Raw genomic sequence first — 23736 nt, 5'->3', positions numbered from 1 at the left:
GGGCCCTGCGCTAGACTCGCGGCTCCATTGTCGCATCGCCCCGGCCCACGGCCAGCGGGCCTGATTCCGAAGACCCAATGCCCAAAGCCCCGCGGATCGAATACGACGAAGACGACGACGGCAGCCACGCACACGGCAGTCCTTCGACGCCCGGCTGGCGCCGCCGGCTGCTGACCTGGGGCCTGGCCGCGGTCGGCCTGGGGCTCGGGTTCCTGATTCCGTACACGATCTACCTCAACCACCAGGTCGGCGAGCGCTTCGGCCAGTTGCGCTGGCAGTTGCCCACGCGCGTGTATGCGCGACCGCTGGTGCTGCGCGCGGGCACCGCGATGGATGCGCAGACGCTCAAGACCGAACTGGAGGCCGCCGGCTATCGCGACGACGGCGCGGGCGTGCGTCCGGGCACCTATTCGCGCGATGGCGGGCGTTGGCACATCGCCAGCCGTGGGTTCTTCGATGTCGACGGCCAGGTCGCGCCGCGCCGGATCGACGTCGTGCTGTCGGGTTCGCGCGTGGCCAGCGTGCGCGACTCGGCGCGCAAGCAAGCGGTGAAGGTCGCGCGCCTGGATCCGGCGCGCATCGCCACGCTCTACGGCCAGCAGCAGGAAGAGCGCCGCATCGTGCGCATCGAGGAAGTGCCCGAGCTCCTCGTCACCGGCCTGCAGGCGGTCGAGGACCGCGACTTCAATCGCCACCACGGCATCGACCTGTCCGGCATCGCGCGCGCGGTGTGGGTGAACCTGCGTTCGGGCGAAGCCAGGCAGGGCGCCAGCACGATCACCCAGCAGCTCGCGCGCAGCGGCCTGCTCGGCATCGGCAAGGAACAAACCTTCACCCGCAAGTTCAACGAAGTCCTCTATGCGCTGCTGATCGAAGCGCGCTACGACAAGAAGACGATCCTCGAGGCCTACTTCAACCAGGTGTACCTGGGCCAGCAGGGTTCGCAGGCGATCCATGGCGTGGCCGCGGCGTCGGAATTCTGGTTCGGCCGCGACCTGCGGGACCTGTCGACCGAACAGGTTGCGCTGCTGATCGGCATGGTGCGCGGCCCGTCGCTCTACGATCCGCGCCGCAATCCGGAACGCGCGACGGAGCGTCGCAACTTCGCGCTCGGCAAGATGCACGAGTCCGGGCTGATCAACGACGAAGAGTTCGCGCGTGCGAAGGACGCGCCGCTCGGCGTAACGAAGACGCCGGTCAACATCGCCAATCGTTTTCCCGCGTATGTCGACCTCGTGCGCCGCCAGCTTGCGCGCGACTATCCGGCCGACGCGCTGCAGGGCGCGGGCCTGACGGTGCTCAGCGCGATGTCGCCCTCCGCGCAGGCCTATGCCGAAGGCGCGGTGACGCGCACGCTCAAGGCCGTCGAAAACAAGAAGCGCCCGCCGCTGCAGGCCGGCCTGGTGGTGACCGACGTGCACAACGGCGATGTCGTCGCCGTCGTCGGCAGCCGCAGTTTCCAGGAGCAGGGCTTCAATCGCGCGGTGGAAGCGCAGCGTCCGGTCGGTTCGCTGCTCAAGCCCTTCGTGTATCTGCTCGCGCTCGCGCAGCCGCAGAAGTTTTCGCTCGCCAGTTACGTGGACGACGCGCCGGTCGCGGTGACGCTCGGGCGCGGCAAGCGCTGGACGCCGGGCAATTCCGACGGTCGCAGCCATGGGCTGGTGCGGATGATCGACGCACTCGGCATGTCCTATAACCAGGCCACGGTGCGCGTGGGCATGCAGGTCGATCCGCGTCGCCTGGCCGCGTTGATCAAGGTGCTCGCGGGCATCGAGGCCGATCCGCATCCGGCATTGATCCTCGGCGCGGTGGACCAGAGCCCTTATGCGATGGCGCAGCTGTATCAGTTCCTCGCATCGGGCGGCGAAATCCAGCCGCTGCATGCGGTACGCGGCGTGCTCAATGCGAACGGCAAGGCGCTCACGCGTTACGACATCGCACCGGCGCCCGCGCAGGAAGGCGACGCGATCGCCGCGCGCCTGATCGGCACGGCGCTCCAACACGCGGTGACGTCGGGTACGGGCCGTCCTTTGCTGAGCGACGGCCTCGGTCGCCTGCAGGCCGCGGGCAAGACCGGCACGTCCAACGACAGCCGCGACAGCTGGTTCGCCGGTTACACGGGCGATCATCTCGCGGTGGTCTGGGTCGGCAACGACCAGAACCAGCCGACGGGCCTCTACGGCGCGACCGGCGGCATGCGCGTGTGGTCGGGCATCTTCTCGCGCCTGCCGAGCCGGCCGCTGGAAATCGGCGACAAGGGCCTGGATTGGCAGTGGGTCGTCGGCGGCAACGCGACGAACCCCGAGTGCCCGGGTGCGCGCCGCTTCGCCTTTGTCACCGGGTTCCAGCCGCCGTTCGAACCGTGCCAGGTGCAGCAGCAGGCCGCGGATGAATCGGGCGGCTGGCGCGATTGGTTCGGGTTCGGCAAGGACGAACAACCGCAGCAGCAGCCGCAACAACCGCCGCAGCCGCAGCAGGCGCCGCAGGAAGAGCAATGAGCTTGCGTTCGGGCTTCGCGATCGCGTGCGTGCTGGCGCTTTCCGCTTGCGCGACCACGCCGCCACCGTCGGCCGACAGCACGGAACCCGCGTACGACCCGGTCGCGCTCGTCGCGCAGATCCGCGCGGCCGCAGGCCCGGACGATGCGAAGGACGAACTCGCGATCCGCCCGTTGCGCGACCCGATGGTCGAAGGCCTGCGCGCCGATGCCATGCGCGCCGAGCGTGAACAGCGCTATGCCGATGCCGCGACAACGCTCGACCAGGTGATCGCCGAAGTCGGCGACGACCCGGCGATCCTGCAGGAGCGCGCCGAAGCGGCCTTGCTGAACCGCGATCTCGACGGCGCCGAACGCTTCGCGCGCCAGGGCATCGACGTCGGTGCCAAGGTCGGCCCCCTGTGCCGCCGCCATTGGGAAACCGTGCACGTGGTGCGCTTGGAACGCGGCGATACCGCGGCCGCCACGGACGCGCAGCGTCAACGCGACGCGTGCAAGGTGACCGCGCCGCCGCGATACTGAGGGCGATGTCCGACCTGTCCGCCTCCGCGCGCGACGCGCTCGCCGAAGGCGGCGCGCTCGCCGACGCCATTCCCGCCTTCGTCCCGCGCGCCTCGCAGCAGCGGCTTTCGGCTGCGGTGGCCGATGCATTCGACGCGCGCGGCACCTTGCTCGCCGAAGCGGGCACCGGCACGGGCAAGACGTACGCGTATCTCGTGCCGGCGCTGCTGTCGGGCCTGAAGACGATCATTTCGACCGGCACGCGCGCGCTGCAGGATCAGTTGTTCCTGCGCGATCTGCCGCGCGTGCGCGATGCGCTCGGTACGCCGATCAAGACCGCGCTGCTCAAGGGCCGCGCGAATTACCTGTGCAAGCATCGCCTCGAACGCGCGAAGGGCGAGCCGCGCTTCGCCAATCGCGAACAGATCGCGCAGTTCCAGCGCATCGTGTCGTGGAGCGGCCGCACGCGCATGGGCGACATGTCCGAACTCGACGCGTTGCCCGAGGATTCGCCGCTGCTGCCGATGGTGACCAGCACCGCCGAGAATTGCCTCGGCAGCGAGTGCCCGTTCTGGTCGGACTGCTTCGTCGTGCAGGCACGTGCGCGCGCGCAGGCGGCGGATATCGTCGTCGTGAATCACCACTTGTTGCTCGCCGATCTGGCATTGAAGCAGGAAGGCTTCGGCGAAATCCTGCCGGGTGCGCAGGCCTTCGTGGTCGACGAAGCGCATCAGTTGCCGGACCTGGCCGCGCAGTTCTTCGGCGAAGGCGTGGGCGCGCGGCCCTTGGTCGAACTCGCGCGCGATGCGATCGCCGAATGCAAGGACGTGAGTGCGTCGATCGCGACGGTGCAAGGGCCCGCGCAACAACTCGAACATGCCACACGCGTGTTGCGTGCAGCGATGGAAGTGCTGCCGACGCGCGGCACGCGCGGCCGCGCGCTGCAGGATGCGCCGGTGCGCGAAGCGTGTGCGCAGTTGATCGAGAGCCTGCAGGGGTTCGTCGATGCGTTGGCCGGCTTACGCGAGGCATCGCCGGGTTTCGAAGCGTGCCATGCGCGCGCGCAGGATTTCGCGGGGCGTTTGAAGCGCTGGGTCGAATCGCCGGATGCCGGCGATTTCGCGGACGTCGGCGAGCCGGACGAAGGCGACGTGCTGTGGTTCGAACTCTCGCCGCGTGGTTTCCGTTTGCAACGCACGCCGTTGGATGTCTCCGGCCCGTTGCGCGACCACCGCCTGCGTTCGCACGCCGCCTGGGTGTTCACGTCGGCGACCTTGTCGGTCGCCGGCGGCTTCGATCACCTGCAAACGCGCCTGGGCCTCGACGATCCGCAAACGTTGCTGGAACCCAGTCCCTTCGACTGGAACGCGCAGGCGCTGTGCTACCTGCCGCCGCGCATGCCCGAGCCGATGTCGCGCGATTACGGCGCGGCCGTCATCGATGCGCTGACGCCGGTGCTCGAAGCCTCCAAGGGGCGCGCATTCGTGTTGTTCGCCTCGCACCGTGCGTTGCGCGAAGCGGCGGCCGCGTTGCGCGACGGGCCGTGGCCCTTGTTCGTGCAGGGCGAAGCGCCGCGCCACGTGTTGTTGCAGCGCTTCCGCGATTCCGGCAACGGCGTGTTGCTGGGCGCCGCGAGTTTCCGCGAAGGCGTCGACGTCGCGGGCGATGCGCTGAGCGTGGTCGTCATCGACAAACTTCCGTTCGCCGCACCCGACGATCCGGTGTTCGAAGCGCGCCTGGACGCGATCCGACGCAGCGGCGGCAATCCTTTCCGCGACGAACAACTGCCGCAGGCCGTGATCGCGCTGAAGCAGGGCGTCGGCCGGCTCATCCGCAGCGAAACCGACCGCGGCGTGCTGGTGCTCTGCGATCCGCGGCTGATCGGCAAGAGTTATGGGCGCGTGTTCTTCGAATCGCTGCCGCCTTTCGCGCGGACGCGCGATGTCGCCGACGTGACGGCGTTCTTTGCGGCAGAATCGACCCCGTCAGAACCGGTCCCAACCATCGTCGAGGAGCACACCCATGGCTGATCGTCCCCGCGTGCACGGCATCGGCGGCATCTTCTTCAAGGCCGAAGATCCCACCGCGCTGACCGCCTGGTACGCCAAGCACCTCGACGTCGGCACCGAACAATGGGGCGGCCACATCTTCAAGTGGCGCCGCGAGGAAACGGGTGCGGAGGCCTACAGCGTGTGGTCGCCGTTCAAGGCCTCGTCCGATTATTTCGATCCGGGCAACAAGCCCTACATGGTGAACCTGCGCGTCGACGATCTCGATGCCGTCCTCGCCGCGCTGCGCGATGAAGGCTGTCGCGTGCTGGACGATCGCTACCAGGCGACCGAGCACGGCAAGTTCGGGTACGTGATCGATCCCGAAGGCGGGCTCGTCGAGTTGTGGGAACAACCCAAGGACATGCCCTCGGCGTGAAACTGCTGGCGTTCGAAACCGCGACCGAAGGATGTTCGGTGGCCGTGTGGGTCGATGGCGAAGTGTGCGAACGCTTCGAGATCGCGCCGCGCCGCCATGCCGAACTCGCGCTGCCGTGGGCGGACGAAATGCTGGCGCAAGCCGGTGTCGCGCGCACGTCGCTCGATGCGATCGCCGTCGGTCGCGGGCCGGGTGCGTTCACCGGCGTGCGGCTGGCGATCGCGTTGGCGCAAGGTGTCGCGCTCGCGTTGGACCGGCCGATCGTTCCCGTATCCACGCTCGCCGCACTTGCGTTGCAGGCGCGTGCGCCGCGCGTGCTCGCCGCGATCGATGCGCGCATGGGCGAGGTGTACGTGGCCGCGTTTCGTTGCGAAGGCGACAACGCATTCGCGCTGGATGCCGAGCGCGTGGCGGCGCCCGATGCGGTCGCGCTGCCCGATGAAACGAATGAATGGATCGGCGTCGGCACCGGGCTCGATGCCGTCGATGGCGTGTTGCGGAACACGCTTGAAGGCCGCTTGGCACGGATCGATGCGCAAGCGTTACCGCGCGCTTCCGATGTCGCGCGTCTTGCGGCACAGGCGTTCAAGCGCGGCGAAGGCGTTGCGCCGGAACGCGTCGAACCTGCGTATCTGCGCGACAACGTCGCGCTGACCCTGGCGGAGCAGCAGGCCCGCAAACGATGAAACTCGATGCCGGCGACGGTTGCGTCGAGTTCCGGCCGTCCCGGACTGCGGCGTCCTTGCCGATTGCCGCCGCCGCGGTGAGCACGGCGCTGATCGCAATGACGGGCGCCTTCCAGGGTTGGTGGCCCGCCTGGGTCGTCTTTACGGCCATCGCGGGCGCGCTGTTCGCGTTCGGCATCAGCTTCCTGATGCCTTGGTTGCAGACGGTGCGCGTGCGTGCGGGCGAGATCTCCGCACCGGCGGGTTATGGCGACAACACGCTTCGCATCGAGCGAGTCGTGCGCGAGAAGTGTTACTTCGACGCATTCGGCAGCGCGTGGCTGATCGACGACCTGGGGTCGCGCGTGATGTTGAACGCCGCGTTGCTGCGCGCCGAAGAGATCGAAGAGGCTCTGCTGATCTTCGGGATCGACCCGGACGCGATGGCACGCATCGGCGGGTCAGCGATCGATTAGCTTGGACGAGTTGCCCCCGAGGACAATTGCGGGCGCCGCGCCACCCGATTGAGATTCGGGTCTGTATTTCCTTGCAGTCCCCGCGTTGAAATCTCCCCTCCTGGGCAAGCCGTTTCTCACCGTCGTCATGCGAACGCAGGGCAATCGCATCGCCACGATGCGCGAGGCGCTGCTGTGCCTGTCCACGCAGACGTCGCAGGATTTCGAAGTCTGCATCGTCGGCCATGATCTGGACGCCGACCGCCAACGCGCGGTGGAACGTGTCATCGCCGATTTCCACGTTGAGTTGCGGGATCGCGTCCGCCTCGTCCGGGCCACCGGTGGCACGCGCGCGACGCCGCTGAATGTCGGATTCGCCGATGCGCGCGGACACTACATCGCCGCATTCGACGACGATGATCTGCTGCTCGAACATTGGGTGGAAACCTTCGAGCACCTCGCGCGGCGCGCGCCTGGGCAGGTGCTGCGGCAAGTCGCCGTCGGCCAGGATTGGGAACTGACGCCGTCCGCCACGGGCGGAACGGCCTCGCACGCCGTCGGCGGGATGAAGCCGCTGTACGCGACGCATTTCGATCTGTTCGACCACTTCATCGAGAACCGCACGCCACTGCATTGCGTGGCGTTCCCGCGCACGCTCTTCCACGAACGCGGCGAACGCTTCGACGAAACGCTGACCACGTTCGAGGATTGGGACTACCTGCTGCGCGTGGCCCTGCTCGTGGGCGTGACCGCATCGCCATCCGTCGGCTGCATCTACCGGCATTGGCGCAACCTGGAAACCTCGGTCGTGGTGCACGACGACGCGGAGTGGCACGCCAACTGTGGCCACGTGGTGCGCAAACTGGATCAGGTGCCGGTGCTGTTTCCCGCAGGCTCGGTGCAACGGCTTCGGGACATGGCGTCTGAACTGGAACGCCTCCGCCTTGCCGAGAAAGCGAAGGCCGACCAGATCGCGAAGATGGAACGCTCGCGAACGTGGCGCGTCGCCACGTTCCTGCGCAGGCTCAGCGGTCGATCAGCTCGCCGCCCGGCATGAATTGCCAGGTACGCGTCACGTGCAACACGTCGACGTTTTCCTCGGTCTTCGGCAACTGCGCGAACGGCTCGCTAAACTTGACGATGCGCAGCGCGGCGTCGTCGAGCATCGGGATGTGGCTGGATTCGATGATCGACATCTTCTCGACCGAGCCGTCGCGACGGATCGCCACGCTGATCACGAGCAGCCCGCCGATGTGGCGACGGCGCGCTTCATCGGGGTAGTTGAGATTGCCCACGCGCTGCACGCGGTCGACCCAATTGCGCATGTACGCGGCGTACGCGTATTCCTTCGTGCTGGCCGAAACGAACTTGCGCTTCGGGCGCTTGGCGTAGGCCTCGCTGCGCAACTGGATCTCGGCGGCGCGGCGCGCCATCTCCATGTCGCGTTCGACTTTCGCGCGGCCTTCGGGGTAGGGCGCTTCGACCGGCGGCGGCGTATCGAGCGGCTGCATCGTGCGCGCGTCGCTGCGCATCGTGGTGATCACGCGCGCTTCGGGCGGCGGTTGCGGCGTGGGCGACTGGCGGCGCAGCGGCTGCGTGGCCACGCCCGGCGTGGGGCGGTCGGCGATGCCGATCTGCGCTTCGCCGGGGCGCGAGGCCTTGTCGTGTTCGCCGCCGCCTTCGTTGTTGGCCTGCGCGAGGAAGTCGGCCTGCTTCGGCGTCAGCGGGCTCTGCACCTGGGTCAGGATGACGTCGAGCGTGGGCAGCACGGGCGCGGCGTCGTCGAGCGCGAAGCCCACGCCCAGCACGAGGATGCCGTGCAGGATCAGCGAGAACACCGCCGTCGCGCCGAGGCGAGCGTTGTCGCCGATCTGCGGCGGCGGGGGCGGGGCGGCGACTGCGGACATCGAGGGTGGGCGGTTCTTCGGGCTCGGGCGGAAATCAGCGCTTGGCGAAAGCCACCGCGGCGCGGCGTTCGATCGCGTCGAACAGCGTACCGGCGATGTTGATCCCGAACTGTGCGTCGAGTTCGCGGATGCACGTCGGGCTGGTGACGTTCACTTCGGTCAGCCAGTCGCCGATCACATCCAGGCCCACGAACACCATGCCGCGCCGGCGCATCTCGGGGCCGACCTGGGCGGCGATCCAGCGATCGCGTTCGCTCAGCGGGCGGCCTTCGCCGCGGCCGCCGGCGGCGAGGTTGCCGCGGAATTCGTCGCCCTGCGGAATGCGGGCCAGGCAGTAGTCGATCGGCTCGCCATCGACCAGCAGGATGCGCTTGTCGCCCTGCGCGATCTCCGGCAGGTACTTCTGCGCCACGGCGAAGTGGCGGCCGTTGGCGGTGATGGTTTCGAGGATCACGTTGACGTTGGGCTCGCCGGCGGCGACGCGGAAGATCGAACGACCGCCCATGCCGTCGAGCGGCTTGACCACGGCCTGGCCGACTTCGGCGACGAAGGCCTTGAGCGCCGCGGCGTCGCGCGAGACCAGCGAGGGCGGGCAGCATTGCGGGAATTCGAGCGAGCCGAGCTTCTCGTTGAGGTCGCGCAGGCCCTGCGGATCGTTGACGACCAGCGCGCCCGCGGTCTGCGCGAGGCCCAGGACCTGCGTGTCGTTGAGATAGTCGGTGTCGACCGGCGGGTCGGTGCGCATCAGCACCACGTGGCCCACACCCAGCTCAAACTGTGACGTATCTCCCAGTTTGAAGTGGTTGCCGTAGGTGTCCCGGACTTCGAGCGGCGCGGCCGTGGCCCCCGCGCGACCGTCGCGCACCCACAATCCACCGGGCAGCACGTACCAGAGGCGATGGCCGCGGCGTTGCGCCTCGAGCAGCATCGCGAACGTGGAGTCCTTGGCGATCTTGATCGACCCGATGGGGTCCATCACCACGACGACATCGAACATGGGTGGCCTGCGACAGCGGCAATGGCGCCGGATGTTAGCAGGCACGCATCCCTTGCCCCCGTCCGCATGCGCGTGAATGCGTTCCTTCGGGAATTAAGCTGAATTTCCGCTTGACGGCGATGCAACGGTCTGGGATATAGAGTGTCCGCAGCGGCGCCGGGGAATAGGGGAGCGACGTGCGTTTCGAAGGGGATCCCGTGATGCAGGAAGACGCGACGACCAACCTCAGTGGGCTGAGGGTGATGGTCATCGACGACTCGAAGACGATCAGACGCACCGCCGAGACGCTGTTGAAGCGCGAGGGTGCCGAGGTCGTGACGGCAACCGATGGCTTCGAAGCGCTCGCCAAGATCGCCGACAACCAACCGCAGATCATTTTCGTGGACATCATGATGCCCCGCCTCGACGGGTATCAGACCTGCGCACTGATCAAGAACAACCAGATGTTCAAGTCGACACCCGTGATCATGCTGTCCTCCAAGGACGGCCTGTTCGACAAAGCGCGGGGTCGCATCGTCGGTTCCGAGCAGTACCTGACCAAGCCTTTCACTCGGGAAGAACTGCTCGACGCCATTCGCAAGCACGTTACAGCCTGAACCGGGGGGGTAGGGCAGCAACATGGCAAGAATCCTTCTGATCGAGGACTCGCCGACCGATACGGCGGTCCTCACGCAGCTGCTTGAACGTAACGGCCACCAGGTCCTTGCGTCCGCAAGCGCGGAAGACGGCATCGCCGTCTGCAAGCGCGAGCTGCCCGACCTCGTCCTGATGGACGTCATCCTGCCCGGCATGAACGGGTTCCAGGCAACGCGTGCGTTGTCCAAGGACGCCGCGACGAGTGCCATTCCGGTGTTGATCGTCAGCACCAAGGGGATGGAAACCGACAAGGCGTGGGGACTTCGGCAGGGAGCCAAGGACTACATCGTGAAACCGCCGCATGAGCCGAGCCTCATCGCGCGGATCAACGAACTTCTGGGTGCGTAAGGACATGGCCGTGATGACCGCTCCGACCCCACTGCGTCTGTCGCCGTACGAGGTCATCGCGGACTACGAGCGCCGCAGCCTCTCGCACGTCGCGGGCCTTCCCGAACAGCTCGACGCGCCCGGTCTGTGGCGCGGCGTGGGCTATCGCATCGGCAAGCATCGCCTGGCTTCCGGCTTCGACGAAGTGGTGGAAATCCTGCCGCTGCCGCCGGTCACGCCGGTGCCGGGCGCGCAGCCGTGGATGCTCGGCGTCGCCAACATCCGCGGCAACCTGCTGCCGATCGTCGACCTCAAGCAATTCCTGGAAGGCGAACGCACCGTGCTGCACGAAGGCCAGCGCGTGCTGATCGTGCGCCAGGCCGGCGGCGACGTCGCCGTCACCATCGACGAACTGTATGGACAGCGTTCCTTCGTCGACGAGCAACAGATCGCCACGGATGGTCTGGCCGAAGGCCGGTACTCGCACTTCATCGAACGGGCCTACCGCCTGGGCGACCACCCGTGGGGCGTCTTCAGCCTGTCGCTGCTGGCGCGCACTCCCGAATTCCGACAAGCCGCGGCCTGAGGCCGCATCTGCAATACATAGAGGTTCGACATGAGCACGATGATGGAAAAGGGCCGCAGCATCGGCACGACGGCGTGGATCGGCTTGCTGGTCCTCTCGCTGGTCCTGCTCGCCGGCAACACGGGCGTCGCGACCTACCGCAGCAGCAAGCTGTCGGGCGCCAACGCCAACGCGGCGAGCCTGCAGGTGCTCTCGCAGCAGCTGGCGGTCCAGGGCCGTGAAGCGGTCTCGGGCAAGCCGGAAGCCTTCGCTGCGTTCCGGACGACCAAGTCGGAAATCGAATCGAACGTGGCCCGCCTGCGCGATGGCTACGGCGACCAGGCCGGCGTGTCGGGTCCGATCGAGAAGGTCGCCAACACGTGGGCCCCGCTGGGTCGCAGCGCGGAGCAGGTGATCGGCGCCGAGAAGACGGTCGTCGAATTCGCCGGCCACGCCGACAAGTTCACCGCCAAGGTCCCGCAGCTCCAGGCGCAGCTCGACGAAGTCGTGCGCGCGATGTCGGCCGGCGGCGCACCCTCCTCGCAGGTCTACATCGCCCTGCGCCAGGTGGTGCTCGCATCGACCATGGCCCAGCGCGTGACGCAGATCCGCGCCGGTGGCGCGACCGCCTCGCTCGCCGGCGACGCGCTCAAGCGCGATACCGACGTGTTCGAAAACGTCCTCAAGGGCCTGCGCGACGGCGGTTCGGCCAACGTGCAGAAGCTGACGAACGGCGCAGCCATCGGCGCGCTGAACCAGGCCAACGTCCTGTGGACGGAGATGAAGAAGGACCTCGACGCGATCCTCGCCGGTTCGGGCAACCTCTTCGCCGCGCAGTCGGCCGCCACGTCGATCACGACCGGTTCGGACGCCCTGCTCGACGACAGCAAGAGCCTGTTCGACGCGCTGACGGCCTTCGGTTCGATCAAGAGCACCAACCCGGTCGGCCACCCGCTGGTCACGCTGGGCTCGGGCCTGTTGCTGGTCCTCTCGCTCGGCGGCTTGTTGTTCTCCTTGTGGCGCGCGCAGCAGAAGCGCTTCGAAACCACGAAGGAACTCAACGACCGCAACCAGGAGGCGATCATGCGCCTCCTCGACGAAATGGGTTCGCTCGCAGAAGGCGACCTGACGGTGAAGGCAACGGTCACCGAAGACATGACCGGCGCCATCGCGGACTCGATCAACTTCGCGGTCGAGCAGCTCCGCAGCCTGGTGGCCACGATTAACGACACGTCGGTGCAGGTCGCTTCGAGCGCGCAGGAAACGCAGGCCACCGCCATGCACCTGGCCGAAGCCGCCGAACACCAGGCGCAGGAAATCAACTCGGCCTCCGACAAGATCACCGAAATCGCGGCGTCGATTAACCAGGTGTCGCGCAACTCGGCCGAATCGGCGGACGTGGCGCAGCGCTCGGTGCAGATCGCGACCAAGGGCGCCGGCGTCGTGCGCCAGACGATCGCGGGCATGGACTCGATTCGCGACCAGATCCAGGAAACCTCGAAGCGAATCAAGCGCCTCGGCGAAAGCTCGCAGGAAATCGGCTCGATCGTTGAACTGATCAACGACATCTCGGAGCAGACGAACATCCTCGCGCTGAACGCCGCGATTCAGGCGGCCTCGGCCGGTGAAGCGGGCCGCGGCTTCGCGGTCGTCGCGGACGAAGTGCAGCGACTCGCCGAACGCGCGTCCAACGCGACGAAGCGAATCGAAACGCTGGTCCAGACGATTCAGTCCGACACCAACGAAGCGGTGAGTTCGATGGAACAGACGACCTCCGAAGTGGTCGCCGGTGCACGCCTCGCGGAAGACGCGGGTACGGCGCTGGGCGAGATCGAAAAGGTGTCGTCCGACCTGTCGAACCTCATTCAGGGCATTTCGACCGCAGCGCAGCAGCAGTCCGGCGCCGCGGCGAACATCACCGCCACGATGAACACGATTCAGCAGATCACCTCGCAGACCTCGCAGGGTGCGAGCCAGACGGCCGAGTCGATCGGCAACCTGGCCCAGCTCGCTGCCGACCTGCGACGTTCGGTCGCCGACTTCAAGCTGCCTGCTTAATCACGCGGCAGCTGCTGCAAGGAATCAAACGGCATGACCGCCCTGCGCGACGCCATCGACACCACCACGCTCGGCTGGATCAAGCCGGAGATCGACGAGACCCTGCGCCAGGCGCGCAGGGACATCGAGGCCTTCGCCGAAGATCCCTCCGACACCAATTACATGCGCTTCTGCGCCAGCTTCCTGCACCAGGTGCACGGCACGCTGCGGATGGTGGAGCTGTATGCCCCGGCGATGGTCGCCGAGGAAATGGAGCGCCTCGCGCTCGCCCTGGTCGTCCCGCAAGGTGCGGTCGGCGCGGTGGCCGATCGCGATGAAGCCTGCGCTGCGCTGATGCGCGGTGTGGTGCTGCTGCCCGATTACCTCGAGCGTTTGCAGGGCGGCCACAAGGACATTCCGATCGTCCTGCTGCCGCTGCTCAACGAGTTGCGCGCCGCGCGCGGCGAGACGGGCCTGAGCGAAAGCGTGTTGTTCGCGCCCAACCTCGACCGCCCGCTGCCCGAAAACCTGCCCGCGCCGATGGCGCTGCCGCGCCAGAGCCGCCAGCTCATGGCGGGCCAGCAGTTGTCCGCGTTGCGCGACGCGCTCGCGCAATGGCCCGAAGACGGTGCGCCGACCAACATCGGCGGTATCGCGAAGGCGATCGAAGGCCTGCTCGAAAGCGCGGACCACGAAGGCACGCGCCGCATGTTGTGGGTGGCTTCGTCGGTCGCCACCGCATTGCGCGATGGTGCGCTGCCCGCGACCAAGGCGCTGCGCCAGGCCTTCGCCGGCGTCGAACGCGAAGCGCGCCACATCTTCGAAGGCGATGGTTTCAACGCCCCGCGCGGTGAACCCACGGCCGAACCGACTCGTCAGTTGCTGTATCACGTCGCCCACAACGAACAGGCGCACAACGCACTCGATGCGCTGCGCGACACGTTCGACCTGGCGGCGCAGATGCCGACCGAATCCGAACTCGCGCATGCGCGCGGCAGCTTGAGCGGGCGCAATCGCGCGCTGCTCGACACCGTGGCCGCCGCGATCAAGGAAGACCTGCTGCGCGTCAAGGACGCGCTCGACCTGCACCTGCGCACCAAGCAGACCGGCGTGGCCGATCTGCTGCCGCAGGTGGAAGCGCTGAGCCGCGTCGCCGATACGCTCGGCATGATGGGCCTGGGCGTCGCGCGCAACGTCGTGCTCCAGCAGCGCGATGCCATGCACGAAATCGTCGCGGGCAACCGTTCCGCCGACGAAGGTGCGCTGCTCGACATCGCCGGTGCGCTGCTTTACGTCGATGCCTCGCTGGACGACCAAGTCGCGCGCCTCGGCCGCGCCGACAGCGAAGACAACGACACCATCGCCGGTGAATCGCGCAAGGTCCTCGACATCCTGATCCGCGAGGCGATCGCCAACTTCGCCGACGCGCGCCAGGCCTTCGTCGCCTTCGTCGAAACCAGCTGGGATCACTCGCAGCTGACCGACGTGCCGCGCCTGCTCGATGAAGTCGGCGGTGCGCTGCGCATCCTCGAAGTGCCGCAGCCGGCCGAATACCTCGTCGGCGTCGCCCGTTACACCAAGAACGAATTGCTCGCGCGCAAGCGCGTGCCGAACGGCCAGCAGCTCGACACGCTCGCCGACGCGCTCGCCTCGATCGAGTACTACCTCGAAGCGCTGCGCGACAATCGTCCGAATCGCGAGGGCATCCTCGACATCGCGAAGCAGAGCCTGGAAACGCTGCATTACTGGCCGTTGCCGGCGGAAGATGCGAAGGCGCCGGAAGCCGAGACGACCTTCGACATCGGCGCCAGCGCCGAAACCGAAGCGTCGACCGTCATCGCTTCCGAGCCGACGCAGCCCGTCGCTGCCGCCGGTCCGATCGCGTTCGTCTCCGAGCCGACGCAGCCCGTCGCCGAAGCGCCCGCCGCTGCACCCGCGCCCGTCGCCACCGGCGCCGCCGGTGGTTTCGAAGCGACCAGCGACGACATCGACGATGAAATCCGCGAAGTCTTCCTCGAAGAATTCGAAGAAGAGATCGGCCATCTCGAATCGATGCTGCCCGCCTGGCGCGCCGCACCGGAAGACAACGACAAGCTGCGTCCGATCCGCCGCGTCTTCCACACGCTGAAGGGTTCGGGCCGCCTCGTCGGCGCCAAGACGCTCGGCGAGTTCAGCTGGAAGATCGAAAACATGCTCAACCGCGTGCTCGACGGCACGCGCCCGCCGAGCGATGCGGTCATCGCGCTCGTCGACCAGGCTTACTACACGCTGCCGCACCTGCACGCCGCGCTGCGCGGCGAAGCGCCGCTGACCGCGGACCTGGCGGGCATCGAAGCGATCGCCGAACGCGTCGCCGCCGGTGAAGACGTCACGTATGTCGCGGCGGCTGCGCCGGTGGTGGCCGAAGTGGCCGCGCCGATCGCCGAAGCGACGGTCGAAACGGTCGTCGAAGTGGCCGCGCCCGCGATCGTCATGGACGAAGAACCCACGATCGCCGCGAAGGTCGATCCGGTCCTGCTCGAGATCCTCGACACCGAAGTGGCCGGTCACCTGATCACCATCGATGCGTGGCTCTCGCAGGCGCAGGCGCGCCCGATCGCCGCGAGCGATGCGCTGCTGCGCGCGATGCACACGATGAACGGTGCGTTCGCGATGACCGAAGTGCCGGCCATCACCAACCTCACCGGTCCGGCCGAGACCTATATCAAGCGCATGCTCGCCGCGCACGCACTGCCGACGGTGCAGGGCGTGGCCGCGCTGGCCGCGACCGCCGAAGCGATCCGCCGCACGGTCGATGCGTTGCAGTCCGACGCCCCGCGCGTGCCGGTGTTCGAATCGCTCGCGCGCCAGGTCGCCGAACTGCGCGACTCGCTGCCCGAAGCGAAGATGCCGCTGCTGCCGACCGAACCGCCGGTGGAGCTGGAAGCGGCCGAACTCACGGGCGGCATGGATCTGTCGGAGTTCACCAACCTCGCCGACACCGCGCCGGTCGACACCGGCCTGCAGGTGCAGGACGAAGCCCCGATCGTCGCCGCGACGACCGACGACGTCATCGTGTCCGAAGACCTCTCGGCCTTCCTCGACCTCGCGGAAGTGATCCCGGTCGATGCCGGCATCGCCGCCAGCGAAGCCGACACGCGCTTCGACGGGATGGAACTGGAAGAAATCGTGCTCGACGGCGAAGTCGCAACGCCGTCGCACGATGAGCTCCGCGCGGAGATGGGCTTCGACGAAGCCTCGATCGAAGAGATCTCGATGGAGACGCCGGAGATCGAAGAGATCTCGATGGAGTCGACGTCGCTGGAATCCATCTCGATGGAATCGGGCGACGCCTTCGACAACGCCGGCGTGGATGCGCAGGCCGCGTTGGAAGCTTCGCTGCTCGAAGCCGAGCGGCTGGAATCCGAACGACTGGAAGCGGAACAGCGCCTGCAGGCGCTGGAAACCGCGGAACGCCTGGAAGCCGAACGCGTCGCGTTCGAACGCGAAGAAGCCGAACGCGCCGAAGCCGAGCGCGTCGAAGCCGAGCGTGTCGAAGCCGAGCGCGCCGAAGCCGAACGCGCCCAAGCCGAACGCGTCGAAGCCGAGCGCGTCGAAGCCGCGCGCCTCGAAGCCGAACGCCTCGAAGCCGAACGCGTCGAAGCCGAACGTCTCGAAGCCGAACGCCTCGAAACAGAACGCGTCGAAGCCGAGCGCCTCGAAGCCGAACGCCTCGAAGCCGAACGCCTCGAAGCCGAACGCGTCGAAGCCGAACGCGTCGAAGCCGCGCGCCTCGAAGCGGAACGCATCGCCGCCGAAGAAGAAGCCGAATACGCGCGGATCGAAGCCGAAGAAGCGGCTGCGCGCGAGGCCCGCGAACTGGCCGCGGCGCAAGCCGCGCAGCCGATCGCGCCGGTGGAAGAACCCGCGGTCGAAGCCGAACCGGAAGCCGAATCCGAACCCGCCGTCGCGCAGATGCTCGCCGACGCGATGGCCGGCCACGGCGATCCGGACGAAGCGCTCGACCTCACCGACCTCGACCCTGAACTCGTCGACATCTTCTGCGAAGAAGGCGGCGACCTGCTCGACCACTCCGACGGCCTGCTCGCACAACTGCGCGAAGGCCCGACCGAGCGCGAACACCTGGTCGGCCTGCAGCGCGACCTGCACACGCTCAAGGGCGGTGCGCGCATGGCCGGCATCATGGCCGTGGGCGAACTCGGCCACGCGATGGAGTCGTTGCTCGAAGCGGTGGTCGAACATCGCAGCGAGCTCGGCCGCGACGGCATCCCGTTGCTCGAACGCGGTTTCGACCGCCTGCATGCGATGGTCACGCGCGTTTCCGAACGTCGCGCGATCGCGATGCCGGATGCGTTGATCGCGCAGTTCGACGCGCGCGCCAAGGGCCGCACGTACGAGCCCGAAGCCGAGGCCGCTTACGAACGCCCGGTGCTCGTGCCGAAGGTCGAACTCAAGCCGCTGTCCGCTCCGGTGGATTCGCAGCCGACCGGCGACGACGACGACACCAGCGTGCGCGCCCCGCAGGAACAGGTGCGCATCCGCGCCGACCTGCTGGACCGCCTCGTCAACTACGCGGGCGAAGTCGCGATCTATCGCTCGCGCCTGGAACAGCAGCTCGGCGCCTTCCGCGGCGCGATGGGCGAAATGGAGCAGACCAACGCGCGACTGCGCGACCAGCTGCGCCGCCTCGACATCGAAACCGAAGCGCAGATCATCGCGCGCTACCAGCGCGAGGACACGGCGGACACGCAGTTCGATCCGCTCGAACTCGACCGCTTCTCCAACCTCCAGCAGCTCAGCCGCGGTCTGGCCGAGTCGTCGGCGGACTTGACGTCCTTGCAGGGCTCGCTCGAAGACCTGACGCGCCAGTACGAAACGCTGCTGCTCCAGCAGTCGCGCGTGAGCTCGGAATTGCAGGAAGGCCTCATGCGCACGCGCATGGTGCCGTTCGATGCGCTCGTGCCGCGTTTGCGCCGCGTCGTCCGCCAGGCGGCGGGCGAAACCGGCAAGAACGTGCAGCTCAAGCTGGAAGGCGCGCAGGGCGAACTCGATCGCAACGTGCTCGAGCGCATGACCGCGCCGCTGGAACACATGCTGCGCAACGCGGTCGCGCACGGCCTGGAATCGCCGGGCGAACGCAAGAAGCACAAGAAGAACGAGGAAGGCACGATCCGCATCGCGGTGCGCCGCGAAGGGTCGGAAGTCGTGCTGGAAGTCGGCGACGACGGCGCGGGCCTCAACCGCACCGCCATTCGCAAGCGCGCCGAAGAGCGCGGCCTGATCCGCAACGACGCGGTGCTGGCCGATGCCGACCTCGACGCGCTGATCATGGAGCCGGGCTTCTCCACCGCCGACACCGTCAGCCGCCTCGCCGGCCGCGGCGTGGGCATGGACGTGGTGGCCAGCGAAGTCCGCCAGCTCGGCGGCCAGCTCGACATCAAGAGCCGCCACGGCGAAGGCACGACGTTCACGCTGCGCCTGCCGCAGACGCTCGCGGTCACGCAGGCGGTGTTCGTCAAGATCGGCGAAACCACGTATGCCGTGCCGATCGCTTCGGTGCGCGGCGTGGGCCGCATCGGCCGCGAACAACTCTCGGGCGAAGAGCACTACAGCTACGGCGGCGAAGAGTACGGCCTGCACGATCTGGGCCTGCTGCTCGGCCATGCCGCGGCGAAGGCCGAAGGCCAGTTGCAGATGCCGCTGCTGCTCATCCGCTCGGGTGAACTGCGCGCGGCGGTGAGCATCGACCAGGTCGTCGGCAACCGCGAAATCGTGGTGAAGCCGGTGGGCCCGCAGGTGGGTTCGGTGCCTGGCATCTTCGGCGCGACCATCATGGGCGACGGCTCGGTCGTCGTGATCCTCGACGTCGCACCGCTCGTGCGCCGACAGGCTTCGATGCCGCGCGACGTCGCGCCGGTCCCGCAGCCCGAAGCGCGCCGCGTCCCGCTCGTCATGGTGGTCGACGACTCGGTCACGATGCGCAAGGTCACCGGCCGCGTGCTGGAACGCCACAACTTCGAAGTCGCCACCGCGAAGGACGGCGTCGACGCGCTCGAGAAGCTCGACGAGCGCGTGCCCGACCTGATGCTGCTCGACATCGAAATGCCGCGCATGGACGGTTACGAACTCGCCACGGCGATGAAGTCCGACCCGCGCCTGCGCAACGTGCCGATCATCATGATCACCTCGCGTACCGGCGAGAAGCATCGCCAGCGCGCGTTCGACATCGGCGTGGAGCGTTACCTCGGCAAGCCGTACCAGGAGCACGAATTGCTGCGCAACGTGTTCGAACTGCTCGCCGAACAAGGTGGCCCGCGCAATGGCTGATTCGTCCCCGCGCGTCGCTCTGCTCGCGCGCCCCGGTGAAGCCGCAGAACGCCTTCGCGCCGCCGTGCGCGAAGCCGGCGGCGACGTGGTGATCGAGGCCGATCCGTCGGTCATCGATCCCGAAGCGTTGCGCATCGCCGCGGTGGAAACCGTGCTGGTCGCACTCGACCCGGCGGTGGAAGACGCGCTGGAGAAGTTCGACGACGTGCTGGCCGATCGCGCGATCGAAGTGATCTTCGACGAAGCCGATCTTGCCGCGCGCCGCGAAGGTTGGGATGCCGCGCGCTGGGTGCGTCATCTCGCCGCGAAGCTGCACCGCCACGATGACGTGTTGCCGCCGGGCCGCGAGCCCGACGCGCACGCGCTGCCGCGTCCGGGCCGCCCGGAGAAGCCGGAAGACCGCCACGTCGACGCCGACATCGCGACCTTCGTGGCCGAAGCCGACGACGTCGTCGCGCAGGTGCCGCGCGAGGCACCGATCGGCGAGCCGATGCCGGAAGTGATCGAGTCGTTCGAAGCGGTCGCGCCGATCGAAGCAGTCGAGTCGATCGAAGCCGTCGAGTCGATCGAAGCCGTCGAGTCGATCGAAGCGATCGAATTCGAAATGCCGGCGATGGATGCCGTCGTCGCGATGCCGGAAGTCGAAGCACTGCTGGAAATGCCCGTCGCTGCCGAAGCGCAGGAAGACACCTTCTCCTTCGAGCTGCCGAATTTCGAGCCGGCCGAAGTCGAAGCACCCGCCCTCGCGACGGCCGAAGCCGGGCAGGGCGAGGCCGCGTCGGAATACGGCGCGCTCAGCTTCACCGACGACATCAACGACCTCGACTTCGCCGGCGAAACGCCGACGTTCGAAGCCGCCGCGCCGTCGTTCCGCCAGGACACGCAGGACTTCGACGCGCTGTTGCGCGATCTCGGCAACGCGCCGTCCGCGGACCTCACCGCCGTCGAGATGCCGGTCGAACTTCCCCCCGTGCGCGAGTTCGCGCCGAAGGAAGCGCTGCCGAGCATGGACTTCGACATCGCGGTCGAAGCACCGACAGCGTCGCAGGCCGCGCAACGCGTGGCGCCGCCGAGCTTCAAAAATCTCTCGCTCGAAGACCTGAACGACGCGCCCGTGGTTACCACGCAGCGTGCCGACGATGCGCCGGTCGCGGCGCAGTTCAAGCAGAACCTCGACGCGCTCGAACAGAAGATCGCTTCGCTCGCGCTGACGGGCGTCTCCAACGACGACCATCCTGGCGCGGTCCTGATCCTGGCCGGCATCGGCGGTCCCGATGCGGTGCGCCAGATCCTGACGGCGCTGCCCGCGGGCTTCCCGCGTGCGGTGCTCATCAGCCAGCGCCTCGACGGCGGCCGATACGATCGTCTCGTGCAGCAGATGGCGCGCGCGTCGGTCCTGCCGGTGCACCTGGCCGATGCGAACACGAAGATCTTCCCGAGCAACGTGTACATCGTCCCGCCCGACCTCGGCCTGGACGGTTCGCATGGTTTGAATTTCGCGGCGGGCTTCTCGCTGCTCGATGCATTGCCGGCGGAAGACTCCGCCGTGCTGATGCTCAGTGGCGCGGATCCCTCGCTCGTCGATGCTGCGATGGCGCACGCGCAACGCGGCGCGCTCGTCGCCGGCCAATCGCCCGATGGTTGCTACGACGCGGCCGCGCCCATGGCGCTGACGGCGCGCGGCGCCACGGCCGCGGCACCCCAGGAACTCGTCCAGTCGCTGCTGCAGCGCTGGCCGGCCTGATCCAACAGAGAATGACTGCGATGTCCAACGCCCAGGCTACCGATCTCCAAACGCAAGACGTCCGGGGTGTGCTCATCCAGATCGCCGGCGGCCGCTTGTTGCTGCCGAACGCGACGATCGCCGAAGTGATGTCGTACGCCGACCCCGAACCGATCGCCAACACGCCCGACTGGATGCTCGGTCGCATTCGCTGGCGTGGTTGGCAGGTGCCGCTGATCGCGTTCGCGCGCCTGTCCGGCATCGCCAGCGGCGAAGCCGGTGGCCTCGGCAGCAAGGTCATCGTGCTCAAGGCCCTCGGTGGCGATGCGAAGGCGCCGTACTTCGCGATGCTCACGCAGGGCTTCCCGCGCCTGGTGACGGTGTCGCGCGAGACCGTGGTGACCGACGCGGGCGATCCCGACGAAACAATGCCCGAAGGCGTGCAGGCCCGCGTGCTCCTCAACGAGGACCATGCGTTGCTGCCGGACCTGGAGCGCGTCGAAACGATGATCGGCGAAGCGCTCAAGGCCTCCGCCGCTTAAGCCAGGCGCGTCACCCCAGATCGCCGAACCGCGCCTGCAGCGCCGCAATCGCGGCGACGCCGGCGGTTTCCGTGCGCAACACGCGTGGGCCCAGACGCAGGCCCGTGAATCCCGCGGCCTGCAAGGTCGCGCGATCGCGCTCCGACCATCCGCCTTCCGGCCCGACCGCGAGTACACACGCGCCTTCGATGGCCTGCATCGTGGCGATCGTGTCGCCTGCCTCGGGATCGAGCAGGAAGCGATGCGGCGATTCCAACGACGCCGCGACGCCCGACAACGGTTGCACGACCGCGACGTCCGGCACGCGTGCGCGCCCGCTTTGTTCGCACGCAGACACCACCACACTGCGCCAATGCGCGAGCCGCTTCACCGCGCGCTCGGGTTCGAGTTTCACTTCGCTGCGATCGCTCTGCACCGGCAGCACCGAGGCGACGCCGAGTTCGGTCGCCTTCTGCAGGATCCAATCCATCTTCTCGCCGCGCGCGATCCCCTGCACGAGCGCGATGCGCAGCGGCGATTCGTTGTCGACCTCGCGCCGCGCAAGCACCTGCGCCTGCACGCCGCGCTTGTTGGCGACCAGCAACGACGCCGAGTAATCGCCACCGTCGCCGTTGAACAGCACGCACGCATCGCCTTCCTGCAGGCGCAACACGCGGACCAGATGGGCGGCGGCATCGTCCGGCAACGTGATCAACGCGCCCGGCTTGAGCGGCATGTCGACGAATACGCGCGTGGTACGCATCAGGCAGCGTCCTTCGTGGCGTGGAAGATGGCCTCGCGCGTGGCGCGCGCGAGGAGGTCGAGCTGATCGTCGTCGATGCAGTAGGGCGGCATCCAGTAGAGGATGTCGCCCAACGGGCGCAACACGACACCCAGCTCCAGGGCTTTGCGATAAGCGTGCAGCCCCACGCGTGAAGCGCCGTCGAAGGGCGTGGCCTTGTCGCCGTTCTTCGTCAGTTCGAAGGCGAGGATCATCCCGGCCTGGCGCGCATCGGCGACGTGCGGCGACTCGGCGACCGACGCCGCGAGTTCCGTCATGCGCGCCGCCGTCGCGAGGTTGCGCACCAGCACGTCGTCTTCGTCGAAGATCGCCTGCGCACGCAGCGCGGCCGCGCACGCGAGCGGATTGCCCGTGTAGCTGTGCGAATGCAGGAAGGCGCGCTCGCGCGAATCATCGAGGAAGCCGTCGTAGATCGCCTGCGTCGCGAGCACCGCCGCGAGCGGCAGGAATCCACCGGTCAAGCCCTTCGACAGGCACATCAGATCCGGCTGGATGCCCGCCTGTTCGCACGCGAAGCGCGTACCCGTGCGGCCGAAGCCCACGGCGATCTCGTCGGCGATCAGGAACACGCCATGCGCATCGCAGAGTTCGCGCGCACGCTTGAGATACACCGGATCATGCATCCGCATGCCGCCGGCGCATTGCACGCGGGGTTCGAGGATCAGCGCGCAGACTTCGTGGCCGTGGCGTTCGAGGATGTCGCGCAATGCTTCCGCCGCGCGCTCGGCGCAATCGACCGGCGTCTCGCCTTCGCGCGCCAGGTAGGCGTCGGGCGAGGGCGCGAAGATCGCTTCGGCCAGCAGCGGTGCATACACGCGCCGATAGAGCGGAATATCACCGACCGCGAGCGCGCCGATCGTTTCGCCGTGATACCCGTTTTCCAGCGCGATGAACTTCGTGCGCTGCGTTTGCCCGCGATTGCGGAACCAGTGGAAGGCCATCTTCAGCGCGACTTCCACGCCCGCCGAACCGTTGTCGGCATAGAAGACCTTCGCGAGCGGCGCGCGGCCCGCTTCGCGTGGTGCGAACGAAAGCAGGCGTTCGGCGAGCGCGACCGCGGGCTCGTGCGTGAAGCCGGCGAGGATCACCTGTTCGAGCGTTCCCGCCTGTTCGGCGATCGCGCGCGCGATGCGCGGTTCGGCATGGCCGAACAGGTTGGTCCACCAGCTCGACACCGCGTCGAGATAGCGCTTGCCATCGGTCCCCACCAGCCACGCGCCTTCGCCCCGCGCAATGGGCACCAGCGGCAGGATCGCGGGGTGTTCGCGCATCTGCGTGCAGGGGTGCCACAGCACCTGCAGGTCGCGCGCTATCATCGGGTCGAAGCTGTCCATTCGTGCATTCTGCGT

Annotated in this window: 19 protein-coding genes and 1 pseudogene; 15 read left to right on the top strand and 5 right to left on the bottom strand. The window is 67.7% G+C overall.

Going from position 1 to position 23736, the window contains the following annotated elements:
• The first annotated feature begins 77 nt into the window (after window positions 1-77).
• The 7 genes from mrcB to GN331_RS15950 all read left to right on the top strand — a co-directional run bounded on the left by mrcB (window position 78) and on the right by GN331_RS15950 (window position 7602).
• Window positions 78-2498, top strand: coding sequence for a penicillin-binding protein 1B (mrcB, locus tag GN331_RS15980; protein WP_156643290.1), 2421 nt, complete (start codon window positions 78-80; stop codon window positions 2496-2498).
• A complete protein-coding gene (locus GN331_RS15975) occupies window positions 2495-3019 on the top strand; it encodes a hypothetical protein (protein WP_156643289.1) in 525 nt (174 codons plus the stop codon). Before mrcB ends, GN331_RS15975 begins: the two co-directional genes overlap by 4 nt.
• Window positions 3020-3024: 5 nt before the next feature.
• Entirely contained in the window at window positions 3025-5028 is a 2004-nt protein-coding gene (gene yoaA / locus GN331_RS15970) for a DNA repair helicase YoaA (protein ID WP_156643288.1), read from the top strand.
• Window positions 5021-5425, top strand: coding sequence for a VOC family protein (locus tag GN331_RS15965; RefSeq protein WP_156643287.1), 405 nt, complete (start codon window positions 5021-5023; stop codon window positions 5423-5425). The genes yoaA and GN331_RS15965 overlap by 8 nt, the downstream gene beginning before the upstream one ends.
• Window positions 5422-6111, top strand: coding sequence for a tRNA (adenosine(37)-N6)-threonylcarbamoyltransferase complex dimerization subunit type 1 TsaB (gene tsaB / locus GN331_RS15960; RefSeq protein ID WP_331713521.1), 690 nt, complete (start codon window positions 5422-5424; stop codon window positions 6109-6111). The genes GN331_RS15965 and tsaB overlap by 4 nt, the downstream gene beginning before the upstream one ends.
• Window positions 6108-6566: a hypothetical protein gene (locus GN331_RS15955; RefSeq protein ID WP_156643286.1), complete on the top strand. Its 459-nt coding sequence runs from the start codon at window positions 6108-6110 to the stop codon at window positions 6564-6566. The genes tsaB and GN331_RS15955 overlap by 4 nt, the downstream gene beginning before the upstream one ends.
• Before the next feature lie 85 nt (window positions 6567-6651).
• Window positions 6652-7602, top strand: a complete 951-nt coding sequence (locus tag GN331_RS15950) for a glycosyltransferase family 2 protein (RefSeq protein ID WP_156643285.1) — start codon at window positions 6652-6654, stop codon at window positions 7600-7602.
• On the opposite strand, the gene GN331_RS15945 is transcribed toward GN331_RS15950, so the two are convergent.
• Window positions 7571-8452 carry an energy transducer TonB gene (locus GN331_RS15945; RefSeq protein WP_156643284.1) on the bottom strand — a complete coding sequence of 294 codons (882 nt, stop codon included), beginning with the start codon at window positions 8450-8452 and terminating at the stop codon, window positions 7571-7573. The genes GN331_RS15950 and GN331_RS15945 overlap by 32 nt on opposite strands.
• Window positions 8453-8486: 34 nt before the next feature.
• On the bottom strand, window positions 8487-9449 hold the full coding sequence (gene gshB / locus GN331_RS15940) for a glutathione synthase (protein WP_156643283.1): 963 nt from the start codon (window positions 9447-9449) through the stop codon (window positions 8487-8489).
• A 200-nt stretch (window positions 9450-9649) separates the two neighbouring features.
• Here gshB and pilG point away from each other — a divergent pair, with 200 nt between their 5' ends.
• The 5 genes and pseudogenes from pilG to GN331_RS17065 all read left to right on the top strand — a co-directional run.
• Complete coding sequence (gene pilG / locus GN331_RS15935; RefSeq protein ID WP_036169627.1) at window positions 9650-10045, top strand: twitching motility response regulator PilG; 396 nt, start codon at window positions 9650-9652, stop codon at window positions 10043-10045.
• A 22-nt stretch (window positions 10046-10067) separates the two neighbouring features.
• On the top strand, window positions 10068-10433 hold the full coding sequence (locus GN331_RS15930) for a response regulator (protein ID WP_156643282.1): 366 nt from the start codon (window positions 10068-10070) through the stop codon (window positions 10431-10433).
• Between the two features lie 13 nt (window positions 10434-10446).
• The gene (locus tag GN331_RS15925; protein ID WP_156643281.1) at window positions 10447-10998 is read left to right on the top strand and encodes a chemotaxis protein CheW; all 552 of its coding nucleotides are present in this window, start codon (window positions 10447-10449) and stop codon (window positions 10996-10998) included.
• Between the two features lie 30 nt (window positions 10999-11028).
• Window positions 11029-13035, top strand: coding sequence for a methyl-accepting chemotaxis protein (locus GN331_RS15920; protein ID WP_156643280.1), 2007 nt, complete (start codon window positions 11029-11031; stop codon window positions 13033-13035).
• 33 nt (window positions 13036-13068) lie between these two features.
• Window positions 13069-15216 (top strand): annotated as a pseudogene (locus tag GN331_RS17065) (FimL-related protein); the annotation flags it as partial.
• An 847-nt stretch (window positions 15217-16063) separates the two neighbouring features.
• On the opposite strand, the gene GN331_RS17060 reads toward GN331_RS17065, so the two are convergent.
• Window positions 16064-16825 (bottom strand): pentapeptide repeat-containing protein, encoded by a 762-nt coding sequence (locus tag GN331_RS17060; protein ID WP_425489312.1) that lies wholly within the window; start codon window positions 16823-16825, stop codon window positions 16064-16066.
• 143 nt (window positions 16826-16968) lie between these two features.
• Between GN331_RS17060 and GN331_RS17055 the strand changes: the two genes are divergently transcribed.
• The 3 genes from GN331_RS17055 to GN331_RS15895 are packed head-to-tail and all read left to right on the top strand — an operon-like array spanning window position 16969 to window position 21606.
• Window positions 16969-19341, top strand: coding sequence for a response regulator (locus GN331_RS17055; RefSeq protein WP_425489311.1), 2373 nt, complete (start codon window positions 16969-16971; stop codon window positions 19339-19341).
• On the top strand, window positions 19334-21085 hold the full coding sequence (locus tag GN331_RS17005) for a chemotaxis protein CheB (RefSeq protein ID WP_156643279.1): 1752 nt from the start codon (window positions 19334-19336) through the stop codon (window positions 21083-21085). The genes GN331_RS17055 and GN331_RS17005 overlap by 8 nt, the downstream gene beginning before the upstream one ends.
• A gap of 20 nt (window positions 21086-21105) precedes the next feature.
• Window positions 21106-21606 carry a chemotaxis protein CheW gene (locus tag GN331_RS15895; protein WP_156643278.1) on the top strand — a complete coding sequence of 167 codons (501 nt, stop codon included), beginning with the start codon at window positions 21106-21108 and terminating at the stop codon, window positions 21604-21606.
• A gap of 10 nt (window positions 21607-21616) precedes the next feature.
• Here GN331_RS15895 and GN331_RS15890 read toward each other — a convergent pair whose 3' ends face one another.
• Window positions 21617-22348, bottom strand: coding sequence for a 16S rRNA (uracil(1498)-N(3))-methyltransferase (locus tag GN331_RS15890; protein ID WP_156643277.1), 732 nt, complete (start codon window positions 22346-22348; stop codon window positions 21617-21619).
• On the bottom strand, window positions 22348-23721 hold the full coding sequence (gene bioA, locus GN331_RS15885; RefSeq protein WP_231734547.1) for an adenosylmethionine--8-amino-7-oxononanoate transaminase: 1374 nt from the start codon (window positions 23719-23721) through the stop codon (window positions 22348-22350). The genes GN331_RS15890 and bioA overlap by 1 nt, the downstream gene beginning before the upstream one ends.
• Between the last annotated feature and the right edge of the window lie 15 nt (window positions 23722-23736).

Origin of the sequence: Noviluteimonas gilva (genome assembly GCF_009740395.1) — a bacterium.
GTDB lineage: Bacteria > Pseudomonadota > Gammaproteobacteria > Xanthomonadales > Xanthomonadaceae > Noviluteimonas > Noviluteimonas gilva.
The sequence above is the reverse complement of the archived record's forward strand: the minus strand, read 5'-3'. Positions and strand labels throughout refer to the sequence as shown.

What these genes read in the sequence shown, in the direction of transcription:
- GN331_RS15895 (WP_156643278.1), top strand. Translation starts at nt 21,106, where the DNA reads ATGTCCAACGCCCAGGCTACCGATCTCCAAACGCAAGACGTCCGGGGT.
- bioA (WP_231734547.1), bottom strand. Translation starts at nt 23,721, where the DNA reads ATGGACAGCTTCGACCCGATGATAGCGCGCGACCTGCAGGTGCTGTGG.
- GN331_RS15945 (WP_156643284.1), bottom strand. Translation starts at nt 8,452, where the DNA reads ATGTCCGCAGTCGCCGCCCCGCCCCCGCCGCCGCAGATCGGCGACAAC.
- GN331_RS15975 (WP_156643289.1), top strand. Translation starts at nt 2,495, where the DNA reads ATGAGCTTGCGTTCGGGCTTCGCGATCGCGTGCGTGCTGGCGCTTTCC.
- GN331_RS15890 (WP_156643277.1), bottom strand. Translation starts at nt 22,348, where the DNA reads ATGCGTACCACGCGCGTATTCGTCGACATGCCGCTCAAGCCGGGCGCG.
- mrcB (WP_156643290.1), top strand. Translation starts at nt 78, where the DNA reads ATGCCCAAAGCCCCGCGGATCGAATACGACGAAGACGACGACGGCAGC.
- GN331_RS15925 (WP_156643281.1), top strand. Translation starts at nt 10,447, where the DNA reads ATGACCGCTCCGACCCCACTGCGTCTGTCGCCGTACGAGGTCATCGCG.
- yoaA (WP_156643288.1), top strand. Translation starts at nt 3,025, where the DNA reads ATGTCCGACCTGTCCGCCTCCGCGCGCGACGCGCTCGCCGAAGGCGGC.
- GN331_RS15930 (WP_156643282.1), top strand. Translation starts at nt 10,068, where the DNA reads ATGGCAAGAATCCTTCTGATCGAGGACTCGCCGACCGATACGGCGGTC.
- GN331_RS17005 (WP_156643279.1), top strand. Translation starts at nt 19,334, where the DNA reads ATGGCTGATTCGTCCCCGCGCGTCGCTCTGCTCGCGCGCCCCGGTGAA.
- GN331_RS15920 (WP_156643280.1), top strand. Translation starts at nt 11,029, where the DNA reads ATGAGCACGATGATGGAAAAGGGCCGCAGCATCGGCACGACGGCGTGG.
- GN331_RS17055 (WP_425489311.1), top strand. Translation starts at nt 16,969, where the DNA reads ATGCTCGCCGACGCGATGGCCGGCCACGGCGATCCGGACGAAGCGCTC.
- GN331_RS15955 (WP_156643286.1), top strand. Translation starts at nt 6,108, where the DNA reads ATGAAACTCGATGCCGGCGACGGTTGCGTCGAGTTCCGGCCGTCCCGG.
- pilG (WP_036169627.1), top strand. Translation starts at nt 9,650, where the DNA reads ATGCAGGAAGACGCGACGACCAACCTCAGTGGGCTGAGGGTGATGGTC.
- GN331_RS15965 (WP_156643287.1), top strand. Translation starts at nt 5,021, where the DNA reads ATGGCTGATCGTCCCCGCGTGCACGGCATCGGCGGCATCTTCTTCAAG.
- gshB (WP_156643283.1), bottom strand. Translation starts at nt 9,449, where the DNA reads ATGTTCGATGTCGTCGTGGTGATGGACCCCATCGGGTCGATCAAGATC.